This is a genomic window from Actinoplanes lutulentus (assembly GCF_003259845.1).
Taxonomy (GTDB): Bacteria; Actinomycetota; Actinomycetes; order Mycobacteriales; family Micromonosporaceae; genus Actinoplanes; species Actinoplanes lutulentus.
Genome location: NZ_QLMJ01000002.1, coordinates 634,515 through 650,534 on the forward strand (window position 1 = coordinate 634,515; position 16,020 = coordinate 650,534).

Sequence of the window (16,020 nt, forward strand, 5' to 3'; positions counted from 1 at the left end):
CTGGCGTGGCCGGCCCTGGTGTGGTCACGTCGGGTGCGGCCATGGCAGCTCCGCCTCCAGCCGGAACTCGTTGTGGTCGGCGCCGTATCGCACGGTCCCGCCGGCGATCGCCACCCGCTCGGTGATGCCGACCAGTCCCAGGCCCCCGCAGGGAGCCGGTGTGACGGGTGCTGGTGCTTCGCGCGTACCCGAAAGGGGGTTGGTGATCGTGATGCGCAGGCCGCGACCGGCGGCACCCAGCAGGCGCACCGACGCAGCCGGGCCTGATCCGTGCTTGCGCGCGTTGGTGAGGCCCTCCTGGACGATCCGGTAGGCCGTGCGGCCCAGCACCACCGGTGGCGCCTCGGGCGGGACGGCGCTGGTGAAATCGATCGTCATGCCGGCTTCCCGCACGCCCGCCACCAGATCGGGCAAATCGCCGAGCCCCGGCTGGGGCGGGTCAGGCAGCTTGCCGAATCCCGGCTGGAGTGGGTCGGGCGGCTTGCCGAGGCCCGACTGGAGTGGGTCAGGCAGCTTGCTGAATCCCGGCTGGGATGGGTCAGGCAGCTTGCCGAATCCTGGCTGGGGTGGGTCGGGGAGCCTGGCGCGGGTCGCGCCGACGACCGCCCGCAGCTCTTCGAGGGCCTCGTGCGCGCCGGTCCGGATCGCGCCGGCCGCGATCGACAGCTCGCCGGGCGAGACCGTCCCGCGCACTTCGAGGGCGCCCGCGTGCAGGCTGATCAGGGACATCCGGTGCGCGATCACGTCGTGCATCTCCCGGGCGATCCGCGCGCGCTCGGTGAGTTTCGCCTGCTCGGAGCGGAGTTGCTGCTCGGCCTCGAGCCGGGCCGCCTGCTCACGCAGCGATGCGGTGAGCCGGCGGTAGGCCTGGGTGAACAGGCCCCAGCCCAGCGCCGCCACGGTGACCACCGCGCGCAACGCGACGTCAACCCAGATGTCGAAGGCCGGCGCGCTGTGCAGCAGGAAGTAGACCCCCGCGGTGGCGACGTTGACCGCGCCGAGCGCCAGCAACAGGGGAGGGCGCAGCCGGATCGCCGCCGTGAAGAGGGTGATCAGAATCGGACCCGTCGCCATCACCGAGATCGCGCCGAGCGGCAGCAGCGCGAGCGTCAGCCCGGCCGGATGCCGGCGGCGGAGCACGAGCGCGCCGGCCGCGGCGACACCGACCGCCACGTCGGCCTGCCAGGGCAGGAACGCGCCCGGATCGCGCGCGTCGCCCAGCACCACCATGATCGCGCCGTAGGCCAGCGCCAGCACGATCGCGATGCCGTCGGCCAGCCGGTCTCTGGCACGCGCACGCCGGTCACCGGAGTCGGGGACCAGCAGCGCGAAAAGCATGGCCGAAGCCTATTTCGCGGCGAGGGGCGCGGACACCTACCAAAGTATTGCCTTTGGTATATCCCTTGGCCGCTGTGGACATACCCAGGTCGTAGGCACAGTCGCGTCATGAAGTGGTTGATTCCCCTGCTCCCCGCGGTCGTCTGGGGCGCGATCTCCGCCTGGTGGACGCCGCGCGGCCCTCTGACCAGCATCGAAGCGGTCGTGACGATCGCTGCCAGCTTCGCGGCCGGCACCCTCGCGGCCCGCTCACGCTGGGCGTTCCTCACCGCGCCCCTTCTGTACGCCCTAACGGTCGAACTGGTCCGCATCCGCGTCTCCGGCCCGTCGGTCGACGCACCACATCCGAGTCCGTTCGGGGCGATCGCGCTGGTCACCGGACGGGGCGTCCACGGGGTGCTGGCGCTGTTCCCGATGTTCCTCGGCGCCCTTCTTCCGCGGCGAGGCCGGGTGTTCGCGGCCGTGGCGCTGCCGGTGCTGGTCCTGCTGGCCGTGACGGTCGCGATCCCGGGCCGGACCGCCGGCATACCAGGTGGCGTGGCGGAGCTGACCAGGGTGGACGGGCTGAACCTGATGATCCGGGGCGCCGATCGGGCGCTGCCGGTGCTGCTCTTCGTGCCGGGTACGCCCGGTGGCTCGGAGATGGGCGCGATGCGCAAGCATCTGTCCGGTCTGGAGCAGAGGTTCGTGGTGGCGACGATGGACCGGCGTGCTTTCCCGCCGGCGGACGTGACGGTCGACGACGAGGTGGCCGACGTGCTGACCGTCACCGACTACCTGCGGTCCCGGTTCGGGCAGTCGAAGATCTATCTGGTGGCGTTCTCCGGTGGATCGATTCCGGGGGTGCTCGCCGTCGAGCGGGAGCCGTCCCGGTTTGCCGCCTACATCGGAACGGGTCAGGCTGTCGATCTGCGGGCCAGTGACCAGATCTTCTATGCCGACATCCTGGCGTGGGCACGGGCGGGTGGGCGGGCTGATGTGGTGGCGCAGCTGGAGGGTTCCGGTCCTCCTCCCTATGCGGATTTCTGGGGCTACGAGCCGTTTCTGCTCTATGAGAACCAGGCCTACGACCAGGGAGAGCCCGCCTTCGAGCTGGGCGCGTCCGAGTACTCGCCGCTGCGGAAAGCACACACCCTGACCGCGATCATGGACACCTGGGACGCGCTGTACCCCCGGATGCAGGACGTCGACCTGCGGCGGGACGTGCCGCGGCTCGGCGTACCGGCGTACTTCGTGCAGGGCGGTGCGGAGATGCGCGGGCTGTCCGAGCTCTTCACACCCTGGTACGAGGCGTTGCTGGCACCGTCGAAGCAGGTCGAGTTCTATCCCGGTGCGGGGCACCGGGCGATCTTCGAGGACCCTCAGAGATTCGTGGCGACGATGTCCCGGATCGCCGGGGAGGTCATGCCAGCGTGAGGCCGGGGTCCGGGTCGGGTTCCGGTGACGGGGCGGGGATCCGGTACTCCTCGGTCAGCGTCGTCATCGGGCCCGGCCAGGTCGCCTGCGCCACCTCGATCGGCTTGCGGGTCTCGTCGAACGCGATGTGCAGCAGGTGCAGCACCGGGGTGTCCGGCCGGATCTGGAGGATCTCCGCCTCCTCCCGGCTGGGCTGCCGTGCGCTGATCGTGTCGGTGGCCTGCGCGTACCGGCGGCCGATCACCTCCTCGGCCTCCTGGTACAGCGGCCGGCCGAACGCTTCCAGCCGTTCCAGCGAGGTCCCGCTCACGTCGGTCACCCGGAACCACGAGGCGCCGAGCTCGACGGTGGCGTCGTCGGTGCGTACCACGTGCCGGCGTACCAGCATCTCGGTGCCGTCGCGCACCCCGAACGCGTCCGCGACCTCCGGCGGCGCCGGCTCCCGGCCGACCCGGACGAGCTGCTGGCGGTACCGGGCGGCCAGGTCGGCGTGGTAGCCACGATGCGCGCCGTACCGGCCACGGGACAGGCGGTTCAGGCGGCGGCGGGTGCCACGGACATACGTACCCGATCCGGGTTTCGTGATCAGAACGCCCTCGACCCGCAGCTGATCGACGGCGCGCTGCACCGTCTGCTTCGCGACCCCGAACATCTCCGCCATCGCCGGAATCGAGGGAAGCCGCTCACCGGGCTGCCAGTCACCACGACGGACACGTTCCTTGAGCTGGTTGGAGATCTGCCGATGCGGAAACTCGGCCGCACCCGGATTGATCGTCATATGCCCTCCCGAGGCCCCAGCGAATTCCGGCTAGGTTCCTAGGATGCCCTACGGGGGGTGTGCCGTGTGTGCGCGACACGCGGGGTGCTAACAGCTACACAGCAAATAGACGTATAGCGATCATGTGATGTGGGCCTACATACTGTTGTTACAGAGAGTGGACTCACCGGCACACACGGAAATGGCGGCACCCAGGTGCAACTGGATGCCGCCAGGAGTTCCCTCTCGCGGAGGGGGCTCACTCATGTTTCATCCTACGCACCTCCCCTCCGTCGGCAAGCCCCGGCGAGAGGGAGGAGATGCTGTTGTCAATTTTCTATCGAGGTCCGCGAGCGCTGATCACCGACGAGTTCTTCGAGGTGGCGGGCTCGCGACGGTACCCGGTGTGCGCGCTGCGGGACGTCCACATCGTCCGGTACCAGCCAACCGGGGAGGGCCTGCATCAAGCGATGGGGCTCTCGGCCATGGCCGCGGCGGTGGTCGCGATTCCGCTGGTGGGACGGGAGTCCGCGATTCTCGGGGCGCTCATCGTCGTGGTGCTGCTGGCGCAGGCGGCCTTCTCGCTGAGCCGGCGCCCACCCCCGAGATGGGATCTGGTCGCGGTCTGCGACCGGGAGTACGCCGTGCTGTTCAGCTCATCGGACCAGCGCGAGTTCGAGCAGGTTTGCCGAGGCCTGCAGAGAAGTCTGGAACGGCTCGCGGAGGGGGCTGGCTGACAGCTGTGCAGCAGGTGGGGCAGGCTCGTTGCGCATCGCCGCAGCGAGCCTGTCTGTTCACCATTCGTCTCAGTGGAGCCGACCCGTCACACAGAGTGCTAGGTTTCTATCTGACATGTAGCAGATTGAGGTATGGCTGTTCAGCCGGGATGGGATGGCATGGGCGTGACGCAGGGAGAGCCTCCAGCCGTCGCCCGCCGGCGGGTCCGCTTCGCCCTCCGGCGCTTCCGGGCCGCGACGGGGCTGAATCAGTCGCAGGTCGCCAAGCGATTGAGCTGGTCGTTGTCGAAGATTCAGCGTATCGAGGGCGGCGAGGTGGCGGTCTCGGTAACCGACCTGCGTGCCCTTTTCGATCTCTATGGCATCGAGGATGGCCCGGAGACCGACAGGCTGGTCGAGGACGCTCAGATCGCCCGTCGGCAGCGGTGGCACGAAGCCGCCGAATACCGGCGGCATCTCAGCAAAGGCGTCCGCCAGCTACTCCAATTCGAGGCGGAAGCGAGGGTGATCAAGGTCTATCAGCCCGCTCTGGTTCCAGGAGTCCTTCAGACATCGGCGTACGCGAACTCCGTGTTGAACTGGTGGGACAAGAGCCTCTCGGCCGATGACCGCCGGGTTCGCTACGACGTTCGGATGCTGCGGAAGCGGCAGATCCTGGACCGCCGGGCCGGTCCCGAATATCACCTGATTCTCGATCAGTCCGCGCTTCTTCGTGAGGTCGGCGGCGCCAGAGTGATGGCCGAGCAATTGGAGTCGCTGGAGGAGGTCTCGCGGCTTGCGAATGTTCACGTTCGATGCGTGCCTTTCGACAAAGGTCCACATGCCGCCGTTCTCGGCCCCTTCCAGATCATCGATCTCGGGGAGGGCGATGACGACGACGCGGTCCTTTACCGCGAGTTCTACAACCGGGACAACGTGACGCACGACCCCGACGAGATCGAATTCTACCGGGTGGTTTTCGAGAAGTTGTGGTCGAACTGTCGGGATGAAGACAGCACCCGGCGGGCGATTCTGCTGGAGTCGCTTCGACTGCGCCAGTCCCTGGAAGGGTGAGGGTTTCCGGATAAACGCTGCAAATCGGACGCCATCCCCTGATAGTGTCGATCAGTTACGCCACCCGTATGGGGGATGTGCTTACCCCTATAGGCCGATAGCTTCGTTACGTTTTCGGGCAACGGATGCCCGATTTGTCCCGATTTGGCTTCTGGTGCACCAGTAAGCCCTCATGGTTGAGAGCGAGGCGCCGGATGACCCGGTCCGTAGAGCCCACGTCGGCGTGGACTCGAAGCACCTTCTGTGCAGACAGCGCATGCGTGGAAGTGGCAGTCGCGAGTGGCGGAAACGTATTGGTACGGGACTCGAAGAACCCGGACCAGCCGTATCTCAGCTTCACCCGCCAGGATTGGGCCGTCTTCGTCGAGAATCTTGCGGGCGACTCGCGCAGTCGGCGCGAAGTATAGCTCAGCCGAAGGTTGCAAAGCACAGGTCTCTTTAGGCCTGTGCTTTGTTTTGTCCCAAGGTGCTATGCCCGCTGAATGTAAGGGCGAGCAAAGGCTGACCGTCTTCGATGTGGGTCGTACCCTGAGGCATGTCCTTGGCTGACCGGAGGTTCGCCGCATGTCCGAGTCGATTATCTGGCAACGAAGCAGTCATTGTGCAGACAATGCATGTCTTGAGATCGCGCTTCGGGACGACGAAGTCCTAATCCGTAACAACAGCCGACCAGAGCAGGTCGTGATCGCCACCCGCGAGGAGTGGGAGGCGCTGGTCGCCGGCGTCGATGCCGGCGACTTCCGCGTCTGAGCTCCGGATTACCAGGAGCCCGCTGTCGGGCCTGCCGATCCGCCTCGGCGCCGCAAGTACTTCTCGAACTCGCTGGCGATCTCGTCGCCCGTCAGCGGCTGGATGCCCGCGTCCCCCACCCGCTCCTCCAGCTCGCGCACGTACTCGCCGAGCTCTGAGTCCTGCTCCGCCGCCGCGCGGACCCGCTTCTCCCACTCGTCCGCCTGCTCGGCGAGGTCGGCCATCGGGACCGGGAGGTCCAGGACGTCCTCGATGCGGCTCAGCAGGGCCAGGGTCGCTTTCGGGCACGGCGGGTTGTTCGCGTAATGCGGCACGTGCACCCAGAACGACAGTGCGTCCAGGTCGGCGCGTGTGGCCGCCTCCTGCAGCACCCCGACGATGCCGGTGGGCCCGTCGTAACGGGTCGGCACCACGTTGTACTTCTCGGCGATCTCGGTGTGCGAGGCGCTGCCGCTGATCGGCAGGGGCCGGGTGTACGGGACGTCGGCCAGCAGCGCGCCGAGCAGCACGATCCGGTTCACCTCGAGGCTGTGGCAGATCTCCAGGACGGACTCGCAGAACGTGCGCCAGCGCATGCTCGGCTCGATGCCGCGGATCAGGACCACGTCGCGGTCGCTGCCTTCCGGGCTCGCGACGGTGAACCGGGTCGTCGGCCACTCGATCTTGCGGGTTTCGCCCTCGGCCATGGTGATGGTGGGGCGGCTGACCTGGAAGTCGTAGAAGTCCTCCGGGTCGATGCTGGTGATCTCCTTGGCCGCCCACACCTGTTCGAGGTGTTCCACGGCCGCGGTCGAAGCGTCCGCAGCGTCGTTCCAGCCCTCGAAGGCGGCGATGGCCACGGGGGAGCGGAGCAGCGGGAGGCCGTCGAACTCAGTCATGGAACACAGCCTACGTGCGCCCTGGCAGACGCACCCGGCGGCCGCGCCGTGGATCAGGGTGGGCGGAGTCGTCCATCTATCGGATCAACCGGGTGATATCCGCGCATAATCGCACCATGACCGACCACGTGGATCAAGTGCTCGGGCCCACCGACGACACGGTGAGCTTCATTCAGGCGCGCGGCATGTTCTTCGTGACAACGCTCTGGGTGCTCGCCGCGGCCTGGGTGCCGATGCTCGCCGTCTACCTGCTCATCAAGATCGCGGCGGGGCATCGGCCGGAGCCGGCGGACATCGTCGTCTACGCCGAGGCGGCCCTGATCGTGCCGGCGATCACGGCGGCCGCGGTGATGCTGATCGTCTGGCGCCGGCTGGGCTGGCTGCACACCTCGGTGCACGGGCTGGACTTCGCGGCCACCGGGCGTCATCCCGTACACATTCCCTGGTCAGGTATCGCCTCGGTGGCTCTGCACGGCCGTGGGCCGTTCACCGAGCTGGTGGTGACGCCGGTGTCCGAGGACTACGCCACCGAGCTCGCCGGCGCCGGTGGTCACCCCCGGATCCGCCGCCGGGGCGCCGAGATCGCGTACGTCGTGGACGTCGGCCTGATGTCACCCGGCCCCGAGGTTCTCCTGGCCGAGCTGCACCGCCGGGTTCCCAGCAAGGTTTGACTCGCGAAGGCGACAGAGCTAGGTTCTTAACCCACTCGTTAATTAACGGAGAGGTTAAGTGACCGACCGGCTCAGTGTGATCTTCGCGGCGCTCGCGGACCCGACGCGCCGCGCCATCCTGGCGCGGCTGGCCGAGGGTGAGGCGACCGTGACCGAGCTGGCCGAGCCGTTCGACATCAGCCTCCCGGCGATCTCCCGGCACCTGAAGGTCCTGGAGACCGCGGGGCTGATCTCGCGCAGCCGTTCCGCGCAGTGGCGCTCCAGCCGGCTGGAGGCCGAGCCGCTGCGGGAGGCGACCGCGTGGATGGATCGGTACCGCCGGTTCTGGGACGAGAACTTCACCCGCCTCGACGCCCATCTCAAACGCATCCAGGAGAAACCATGACAGACCTGGTCATCACTCGCATCTTTGACGCGCCCCGCGCTCTCGTCTACCAGGCCTTCGTCGACCCCGACCAGCTCGCCGCGTGGTTCGGCCCGGTCGGCTGGTCGGTGCCCCGCGACAGCGTCGACATCGACGCCCGGGTCGGCGGTCACCAGCGCTTCACCATGGTCAACGACGACGACCCGGCCATGAGCTCCCCGCAGAACGCCACCTTCGTCGAGGTGATCGAGAACGAACTGCTGGTCGGCGAGGAATCGGTCGCCCACATCCCCGACTTCGGCGCCGACAAGCTGCGCCTGCGCCTGGAGTTCCACGACGAGGACGGCGGCGCCAAGACCCGCCTGGTGGTCACCCAGAGCCCGTTCCCCGAGCAGATGGCGGACGGCGCCCGCGAGGGCTGGGGCAGCAGCTTCACCAAGCTCGACAAACTTCTCTCCTGACAAAACCCTTCTTGGGTACGCGTACAGAACACCGCCCACCGGCGCCACAACACTGTGGCATCGGTGGGCGGTGTCGTGCGCAGCCGTGCGGGTCAGTCGTGAGCGATGGCGTTCAGGATGTTCAGCCGGGCGGCCCGGATCGCCGGTGCCACCGCGGCCACCACGCCGACCAGGGCGGCCAGCCCCAGATAGGTGCCCATCCGGCCCCACGGGAGCACGATCTGGCTGATCCCGTCGTCCTCCAGGGCGCGGGCCACCGCGCTGCCCATCCCGGCGCCGACCGCGACACCGAGCAGCGCCCCGAAGACCGAGATCACCACGGCCTCCACGGTCACCATCCGCATGGTCTGCGCCCGGCCCAGCCCGACCGCGCGGAGCAGGCCCAGCTCACGGGTGCGTTCCAGGACGGACAGCGCCAGCGTGTTGATCACGCCCAGCACGGCGATCAGGATGGCCAGCCCGAGCAGGATCTGGATCATCGTGATGATCTGGTCGAACTGCGCGGCCTGCGCGTTGACCCAGGTCTCCTGGTCGGTCGCGGACACCTCGGGACTGTCCGCCAGCAGGGCTTTGACCTGCGGCAGGACGGCCGAGACCGGCACACCGTCGTCGAGCCGGACGAAGCCGAAGGTCGGCTGGGTGATGCCGAAGTCCTTGATCGCGGCACCCGGCATGATGATGCTGCCGGGCAGCGTGTTCTCCGCGAAGATCGACGAGACCGTGTACGTGTGCTGTTCGCCGCGGGACGCCTGGATCGTCACCGTCGATCCGACCTGCCAGCCGCTGTCGGTGGCCTGCGGCCCGCTCACCGCGATCTGGTCGTCCCGCAGCGTCGCGGCGGTCGTCCCGTACGCCTGGCCCAGGATCGCCAGGTCCTCGGTGGCGGTCACGTACTCCTGATCGCCGCCGACCGCGACGAGGTCGTTGTACATGGCGGCCGCCGCGCGTACCCCAGGGATTTGATCTGTCTTCTGGATGACGGCCGGGTCGAAGGTCGGCGGACGGGGGCCGTTCTGATCCCCGCTGATCATGATCTGTGATTTCAGGATGCTCGCGGCCTCGGTCTTGAGGCTGCTCTTCGCCGAGTCCATGACCACCGTGACGCCGGTGACCAGGGCGATGCCGACCATCAGCGCGGCCGCGGTGATCGCGGTGCGGCGCGGGTTGCGGCCCGAGTTGAGCCGGCCCAGCCGGCCCGGCACCGACCAGGAGAAGAGCCGGCCGAGCAGCGACACCACCGGCCTGCTGATCAGTGGGGTGAGCAGGGCCACCCCGACGAACGTGACCAGTACGCCACCGAAGATCAGCCAGAGGTCGGCGTCGCCGGCGTCGGTGAACAGGCCGACGCCGAGAGCGGCCGCGCCGGCCGCGGTGACCACCGTGCCGGCCACGCTGATCCTGGTGAGCGGGCGGTCCGGGGTGGCGACGTCCTGCATCGCGGCGACCGGGGCGATCCGGGACGCGCGCAGCGCCGGCATCACCGCCGCGACCACGGTCACGACCAGGCCGACCAGGAACGAGCTGATGATCGCGGCCGGTGGCACGCCGACCGGGGCGAGGTCGAGACCGCCGCCACCGAGGCTGCTGAACAGCGATGCCAGGCCGGCGCCGGCGCCGACCCCGGCGGCCAGCCCGAGCACCGAGGCGATCAGGCCGACCACCACGGCCTCCACCAGCACCGAGTTGATCACCTGGCGGCGGCTCGCGCCGATCGCGCGCAGCAGTGCCAGCTCACGGGTGCGCTGGGCCACCACGATCGAGAACGTGTTGAGGATGATGAAGATGCCGACGAACAGCGCGATGCCGGCGAAGCCCAGCAGGATCTGGTTGAAGAAGCCGAGACCCTCCTTGATGCTCGCCGAGCTATCCTCCGCCAGATCGTCGCCGGTCTTCACGACGTAATCGGCGCCGAGTGCCGGGGCCAGCTGATCACGCAGTTGCGCGGGCGAGACGCCGTCGGCGGCCTCCACGGTGACCGAGGTGAACACGTCCTTCTCGCCGAGCATCAGCTCCTGCGCGACGGGCGTCGTGAACGCGACCTCCTGGGTGCCGCCGATGCTGTCCCGGTCGCCGCTGTAACCCCAGATCCCGACCAGCGTGAACTCGCGTTTCGGCTGCTGGGTGAGCACCGGGACGGAGTCGCCGATCCGGTAACCGGCGAGCTCGGCGGTGGTCGCGTTCACCGCGATCTCACCGGGCGCCTCCGGGCCGCGGCCCTCGCGCATGTCCATGACCGCGTCGACGCCGGTCCAGTTCGCACCGAGCCGGGGCGGGCCCATCGACGTGAGGACCTTGCCGTCGGACCCGATCACGCGGGCGCCGTCGACGTCGATGCGGCCCACCGCCGCGCGTACCCCGGCCTGGCTCTTGATCTTGTCAATTGCTGCCGCAGGCAGCGGGGCGGCGACCTGTTCGCCCTCGAATTCGGAGACCTCAACCTTGGGTTTCGCGCTGACCGAGACGTCGGTGGCCGAGTAGACATCGGAGAAAAGCGAATCAAAGGTACGGTTCAGCGTGTCGGTGAGCACGAACGTGCCGGACACGAACATCACGCCGAGCACCACCGCCAGGCCCGACAGGACCAGCCGCAGCTTGCGGGCGAGCAGGCTTTTCAGGGTCGCGCGCAACATCAGAGCATCACCGGGTCGGTGTGCTTGTCGAGGCGCTTCATCGTGTCGAGGACGGTCTCCGGGGTCGGGTTCGCCAGCTCGTCGACGATCGCGCCGTCGGCCAGGAAGACCACCCGGTCCGCGTAACTCGCCGCGACCGGGTCGTGGGTGACCATCACGATCGTCTGGTCGTGCTCGCGGACGCTGTCGCGCAGGAAGCTCAGCACCTCGGCGCCGGAACGGGAGTCCAGGTTGCCGGTCGGCTCGTCCGCGAAGATCACGTCGGGACGGCCGATCAGCGCCCGAGCGCAGGCGACACGCTGCTGCTGGCCGCCGGAGAGCTGGCTGGGCCGGTGCCCGAGCCGGTCGCGCAGACCCACCGTGTCGATCACGGTGTCCCACCAGGCCGGGTCCGGCTTGCGGCCGGCGATGTCCAGCGGAAGCTTGATGTTCTCCGCCGCGCTCAGCGTCGGCAGCAGGTTGAACTGCTGGAAGATGAACCCGATCCGGTCCCGGCGCAGGCGGGTCAGCGCCTTGTCGCCCAGCTTGCTGATCTCGGTCCCGCCGATGTGCGCGGTGCCTTTGTCCACCGTGTCCAGTCCGGCCAGGCAGTGCATCAGCGTCGACTTGCCGCTGCCCGAAGGGCCCATGATCGCGGTGAACCGGCCCCGTCCGAACTCGGCACTGACCCCCCGCAGCGCCACGACCTGAGCCTCGCCCGAGCCGTAGACCTTCCAGATCTCGTCCGCTCGCGCCGCTACCGGCCCGCCGGCATTCGTCGCTGCCACTGTCGTCCCCCTGGTTTAGACCGTCCCCTTGGTCCGGCCGGGGCATGTTGCCCCGACCGGCCAGCTCAGTCTGTCGGCGGAATCGGCGTGTGGCGTCCGTCCGGCGGCGTAGCCCTACGCGGAGATTTTGTGGGGGACTCACCCAGGGAGTTCTCAGGGTGGTCCCTGAGTGCTAGGGCGTTGGGTGTGGCTTTTGCGAGGCTTTTGCATGGCGCGCGGTTCTGGTGGAGTCCGTCTACCGTGGATCCATGCGCGCTTGTGCGGCCCTCGTCTCATTGGTGCTTTTGATGTTCGCGGCCGGTTGCGGACTTCCTTCCGATCCGGCCCCGGTGACTCCTGCTCCTGGCACGTCGTCCAACGAGGACGGCACCGACACCCCCGAGGAATTCAGCGCCGACATCCAGGCCGCGGAGGAGATCGCTGCCGAATACTGGGCCGAGCGGCTCGGCGCCGGCTTTTCGCCGGTCCAGCAGCTGATTGCGTACGAACGGGAAGGCGACGTCGACTGCTCCGGTGAGCCGTTGCCCCGCAACAACGCGGTGTACTGCTCGGCGGGGGACTTCATCGCGTACGACGTGAACTGGGCCTTCGACGCGTTCCGGCAGATCGGCGACGCGTTCCTGTTCTACCTGCTGGGCCATGAGTACGCGCACGGCATCCAGGCGCGGCTCGGCATCCGGAAGGAGTTCACCATCGAACAGGAGCTGCAGGCCGACTGCATGGCCGGTGCCTTCATCGGTGACAAGGCTCGCGAGGGCCGGCTGCTGATGGCGGACAACGACACCCAGGAACTCGCCGACGGCCTGGAATCGGTCGGCGACGAGCCCGGGCAGCCGTGGTTCGCCGAGGGCTCGCACGGCAGCGCCGAGCAGCGGATGGACGCGTTCGCCGGTGGGTACGAGAACTCGCTGGAGTCGTGCGGGCTGTAGGGGCCCTTTGTCTGTAGGGGTAGTCACATCTGATCCCGGTTTCCGGCCGCGGCCCGGAGAATGGCGGCGATGGACGCCGTACTTTTCGACATGGACGGGACCCTCGTCGACAGCGAGCGGGTCTGGGGCATCGGACTCGCCGAGCTGGCGGCCCGTGCCGGGGGAACGCTGTCCGACACCGCCCGCCTCGCCATGGTCGGCAGCAGCATGAGCCGCAGCATGCAGCTCTTCCGCGACGACCTGGGCCAGCCGGACCGGCCCGAGGCGCCGGACGTGGAGTGGCTGACCGACCGGGTCTTCTCCCTGTTCGCCGACGGCCTCGTCTGGCGGCCCGGCGCGATGGAGCTGCTGCTCGCCGTCCGGGCGCTCGGCGTACCCACGGCTTTGGTCACCTCGACCGGCCGGCGGCTCGTCGAGGTCGCCCTGAAGACGCTCGGCCCGGAGAACTTCGACGTCGTGGTCTGCGGCGACGAGGTGACGATGCCGAAGCCCGACCCGGAGCCGTACCGGACCGCTGCCGCTCTGCTCGGCGTACCGATCAACCGTTGTGTGGCGATCGAGGACTCACCCAGCGGTGTGGCCAGCGCCCTCGCCGCCGGTGCCGCGGTCCTCGCGGTCCCGGCCGAGCTGGAGCTCCCGCCGGTCGACGGGGTACACCTGCGGACAACGCTTGTCGGAGTCGATCCCGCTTTCCTGGCCGGTCTGATTCGTCCCTGAGGCACGATATGTGACGTGGACCTCGCACCTTATGTGACCTCACTGACCGCGCCCCGCCTCCAAGCCTCGGTGCGGGACGTACTGGTCCGCGCCCTGACCGAGGCGGCGACGGAGATAGCCGGTTCCGGGGTCGAGGTGCGCTCGGAGGGCCAGTCAATCGCCTTCACCCGCCCGCCAGCGCTGGGTTCTGGGGTGCCTGGCCCGGGAGCGCTTGGTTCGGGGGCGCTTGGTTCGGGGGCGCTTGGCGCGGTGGTGCTGAGGCGCGCGGTGCCGCTGGAACCGGTCGAGTCGCCGTCTGCCCCGGCTGCCAGGTGGTGGTCGCGGGCAGGTCGGCGGGCAAAGCGCGCCGCCGCCTCTCGTCGCGATACCGCTGTCTCTCCTCGCGCTGCCGCTTCTTCTCCCGCTGCTGCGAATACCTCCCGGGCATCCCGCCGGGCCGCCCGGTCCGCGGACCATTCCCGGGTCGCCGCTGTCTCCGATGCTGCCGAGCCGGGGACTTCTGCCGTGCCTACGGCTTCTTCCGCCCCGGGGGCTTCTGCTGCGCCGAGGGCTTCTGCCGCGCCGGGGATTTCTTCCGTGCCGAGGGCTTCTTCCGCGCCGGGGGTTTCTTCCGAGGTGGGGAAGATCGCGGCGGAGGGGAGCGGCGTCGGCAAGGCCGTGACGGCTGAATCCGGGGGTGACGTGGTCGCCGTCGGTCCGCCGGATGGCGCGATGGTCCGTTCGATGGGGCTGGTCGCGGAGCTGCACGATCACTTCGATCTGGAAGGCTCGGACGGCGAGCTGGCCCAGGTGATGCTGCGGATGCCGGAGTCACTGCGCATGCACGTCGAGCAGATCGCCGCCGCCGAAGGCATCTCGATCAACGCATGGCTGGTACGAGCCGTCACCGTAGCGGTCAACCAGCAACACGGCCCGCCACCGGTGGCCCACGGCTCGTGGTCGGGCAAGCGGGTAACGGGCTACCTGCCCTCCTGACCGCCGGCCCGCTGCGTCCCGCAGCCCTGGGTAAGCCGCGGCTGCGTGGTGGGTGGGGTGTGCCAAGAGCTGGACGGTCGGCAGCGGGTCAGGCCGGCGTGGCCTGATGGAGCCGCCGTAGCGTGCCGACTCCGGTTGTCCGTGAGCGCCTTCGTGACGCGCTGCCACCACAACGGTGGAGAGTTCCGGCTTTGTGGAGACCTGCGGGGGTCAGAGCATCCACGGGTTACCAAGATTCGGCTGGTGACGGCGGTGTCCCTTGCCGGACGTTCACCCTCAGCGACAATGCGATGAGACGAGTGACGCCAGCCGGTAACCCGGTCGCACCCGCGCGAGGGCCTGGGCGCCTATGGCCGGTAACCCGGTCGCACCCGCGCGAGGGCCTGGGCGCCTATGGCCGGTAACCCGGCCGCACCCGCGCGAGGATCTGGGCGCCTATGGCCGGCGACGCGGCCACGGGCGCGTGAGGATTTTCGGTGCCGCGCCGTCGGGCGGGACGTGAGGTTTCCGGGAACGGGCGACGGGCTAGGCGCCTGGCTTGATCAGGCCTGTTTCGTAGGCCAGGACCACAGCCTGGGTACGGTCCCGCAGTCGCAGTTTGGTCAGCACGTGGCCCACGTGGGTTTTCACGGTGGTCTCGCTGACCTGCAGGGTTTCGGCGATCTCGGTGTTGGTGCTGCCTCGGGCCACGTGGATCAGGACCTCGCGTTCGCGGCCGGTCAGGGCGTTCAGCACGGCGGCGTTGTCGCTCGGTGGCGCGGGTACCGCCTCGGCCAGGCGGGTGAGGATCCGGGCCAGCAGTTTCGGGGCGATTATCGCGCCGCCCGCGGCGACCGTGCGGACGGCTGTCACCAGGTCGGCGTGCGGTGCGTCCTTGCTGAGAAAGCCGGTGGCTCCCGCGGTCACGGCGGCCACGATCTGGTCGTCGCCGTCCTGGTTGGTGATCACCAGGATCCGCACCGGCAGGCGTGCCTCGGTAACCGCCCGGGTCACGGCGAGGCCGTCCAGGCGGGGCAGCGTGAGCTCGACGATCAGGACGTCGGGCAGCAGCCGCCGGGCCAGATCAAGCGCCTCCGCGCCGTCGCCGGTCTCGCCGGCCACCACGATATCCGGCAGCGGGCTGCCGGATATTTCCGTCATGTCCGCGAAGTCGAGCACCACATCGCCCGCTGGCTTGATGGCCTCCACCGGCTTAGTTGCATCCACCGGCTTGGTCGCATCCACCGGCTTGGTGGCGCGCGTCGGGTTGGTGGCGCGCGTCGGGTTGGCGGCGTGACCCGTGATGGTGGTGGCGACAGTCATGGGCGGGCTCAGCGGCGGTGCTGCGGCGAGCGGCAGGCCGTTGGGCGTGGGCGGGGAGGCCAACAAGGCCCGCAGCCCGGCACGTTGCAGCGGGGCCGGGTCGGCCAGCAGCACCCGAATGGGCGGGATACGCACCGCCGCCCCGGGGATCTGCGATGGTGTCGCTCCCGTCTCGGGGATGCGGGATGGCGTCGCCTCCGCCCTGGGGATCTGCGATGGCGTCGCCTCCGCCCTGGGAATCTGGGATGGCGTCGCCTCCGCCTTGGCGATCCGCG

Annotated in this window: 17 protein-coding genes; 11 read left to right on the forward strand and 6 right to left on the reverse strand. The window is 68.9% G+C overall.

Features of this window, described 5'->3' with window-relative positions; translation table 11 throughout:
• Positions 1-24: 24 nt before the first annotated feature.
• On the reverse strand, positions 25-1,338 hold the full coding sequence (locus B0I29_RS06220) for a histidine kinase (protein ID WP_111647859.1): 1,314 nt from the start codon (positions 1,336-1,338) through the stop codon (positions 25-27).
• Between the two features lie 108 nt (positions 1,339-1,446).
• On the opposite strand from B0I29_RS06220, the gene B0I29_RS06225 reads away from it, so the two are divergent.
• A complete protein-coding gene (locus B0I29_RS06225; protein ID WP_111647860.1) occupies positions 1,447-2,754 on the forward strand; it encodes an alpha/beta fold hydrolase in 1,308 nt (435 codons plus the stop codon).
• Here the strand turns inward: B0I29_RS06225 and B0I29_RS06230 are convergent.
• A complete protein-coding gene (locus B0I29_RS06230) occupies positions 2,741-3,532 on the reverse strand; it encodes a GntR family transcriptional regulator (RefSeq protein ID WP_111647861.1) in 792 nt (263 codons plus the stop codon). The genes B0I29_RS06225 and B0I29_RS06230 overlap by 14 nt on opposite strands.
• A gap of 299 nt (positions 3,533-3,831) precedes the next feature.
• Between B0I29_RS06230 and B0I29_RS06235 the strand changes: the two genes are divergently transcribed.
• From B0I29_RS06235 to B0I29_RS06250, 4 genes are all read left to right on the forward strand, one after another.
• A complete protein-coding gene (locus B0I29_RS06235) occupies positions 3,832-4,248 on the forward strand; it encodes a DUF6232 family protein (RefSeq protein ID WP_111647862.1) in 417 nt (138 codons plus the stop codon).
• A gap of 132 nt (positions 4,249-4,380) precedes the next feature.
• Entirely contained in the window at positions 4,381-5,301 is a 921-nt protein-coding gene (locus B0I29_RS06240) for a helix-turn-helix domain-containing protein (protein ID WP_111647863.1), read from the forward strand.
• Positions 5,302-5,495: 194 nt separating this feature from the next.
• Positions 5,496-5,708: a DUF397 domain-containing protein gene (locus tag B0I29_RS06245; protein WP_111647864.1), complete on the forward strand. Its 213-nt coding sequence runs from the start codon at positions 5,496-5,498 to the stop codon at positions 5,706-5,708.
• Between the two features lie 157 nt (positions 5,709-5,865).
• Complete coding sequence (locus tag B0I29_RS06250) at positions 5,866-6,051, forward strand: DUF397 domain-containing protein (RefSeq protein ID WP_111647865.1); 186 nt, start codon at positions 5,866-5,868, stop codon at positions 6,049-6,051.
• Positions 6,052-6,059: 8 nt separating this feature from the next.
• On the opposite strand, the gene B0I29_RS06255 is transcribed toward B0I29_RS06250, so the two are convergent.
• The gene (locus B0I29_RS06255) at positions 6,060-6,929 is read right to left on the reverse strand and encodes a PAC2 family protein (protein ID WP_111647866.1); all 870 of its coding nucleotides are present in this window, start codon (positions 6,927-6,929) and stop codon (positions 6,060-6,062) included.
• A gap of 116 nt (positions 6,930-7,045) precedes the next feature.
• On the opposite strand from B0I29_RS06255, the gene B0I29_RS06260 reads away from it, so the two are divergent.
• Genes B0I29_RS06260 through B0I29_RS06270 form a run of 3 tightly spaced genes read left to right on the forward strand, consistent with a single transcriptional unit; the run spans position 7,046 to position 8,425 of the window.
• Complete coding sequence (locus B0I29_RS06260; RefSeq protein ID WP_221402292.1) at positions 7,046-7,600, forward strand: hypothetical protein; 555 nt, start codon at positions 7,046-7,048, stop codon at positions 7,598-7,600.
• Between the two features lie 58 nt (positions 7,601-7,658).
• Positions 7,659-7,985: an ArsR/SmtB family transcription factor gene (locus B0I29_RS06265; RefSeq protein WP_111647868.1), complete on the forward strand. Its 327-nt coding sequence runs from the start codon at positions 7,659-7,661 to the stop codon at positions 7,983-7,985.
• On the forward strand, positions 7,982-8,425 hold the full coding sequence (locus B0I29_RS06270) for an SRPBCC family protein (protein WP_111647869.1): 444 nt from the start codon (positions 7,982-7,984) through the stop codon (positions 8,423-8,425). Before B0I29_RS06265 ends, B0I29_RS06270 begins: the two co-directional genes overlap by 4 nt.
• A gap of 92 nt (positions 8,426-8,517) precedes the next feature.
• Here B0I29_RS06270 and B0I29_RS06275 read toward each other — a convergent pair whose 3' ends face one another.
• Both B0I29_RS06275 and B0I29_RS06280 read right to left on the reverse strand, forming a co-directional pair.
• A complete protein-coding gene (locus tag B0I29_RS06275) occupies positions 8,518-11,055 on the reverse strand; it encodes an ABC transporter permease (RefSeq protein WP_111647870.1) in 2,538 nt (845 codons plus the stop codon).
• Complete coding sequence (locus tag B0I29_RS06280) at positions 11,055-11,822, reverse strand: ABC transporter ATP-binding protein (RefSeq protein WP_111647871.1); 768 nt, start codon at positions 11,820-11,822, stop codon at positions 11,055-11,057. The genes B0I29_RS06275 and B0I29_RS06280 overlap by 1 nt, the downstream gene beginning before the upstream one ends.
• A 329-nt stretch (positions 11,823-12,151) precedes the next feature.
• Between B0I29_RS06280 and B0I29_RS06285 the strand changes: the two genes are divergently transcribed.
• From B0I29_RS06285 to B0I29_RS45630, 3 genes are all read left to right on the forward strand, one after another.
• Complete coding sequence (locus B0I29_RS06285) at positions 12,152-12,751, forward strand: neutral zinc metallopeptidase (RefSeq protein WP_245972260.1); 600 nt, start codon at positions 12,152-12,154, stop codon at positions 12,749-12,751.
• A 69-nt stretch (positions 12,752-12,820) separates the two neighbouring features.
• The gene (locus B0I29_RS06290; RefSeq protein WP_111648039.1) at positions 12,821-13,468 is read left to right on the forward strand and encodes an HAD family hydrolase; all 648 of its coding nucleotides are present in this window, start codon (positions 12,821-12,823) and stop codon (positions 13,466-13,468) included.
• Between the two features lie 576 nt (positions 13,469-14,044).
• Positions 14,045-14,443 carry a hypothetical protein gene (locus B0I29_RS45630; protein WP_181557707.1) on the forward strand — a complete coding sequence of 133 codons (399 nt, stop codon included), beginning with the start codon at positions 14,045-14,047 and terminating at the stop codon, positions 14,441-14,443.
• Positions 14,444-14,968: 525 nt separating this feature from the next.
• On the opposite strand, the gene B0I29_RS06300 is transcribed toward B0I29_RS45630, so the two are convergent.
• Positions 14,969-15,880, reverse strand: a complete 912-nt coding sequence (locus B0I29_RS06300; RefSeq protein WP_245972262.1) for a LuxR C-terminal-related transcriptional regulator — start codon at positions 15,878-15,880, stop codon at positions 14,969-14,971.
• Between the last annotated feature and the right edge of the window lie 140 nt (positions 15,881-16,020).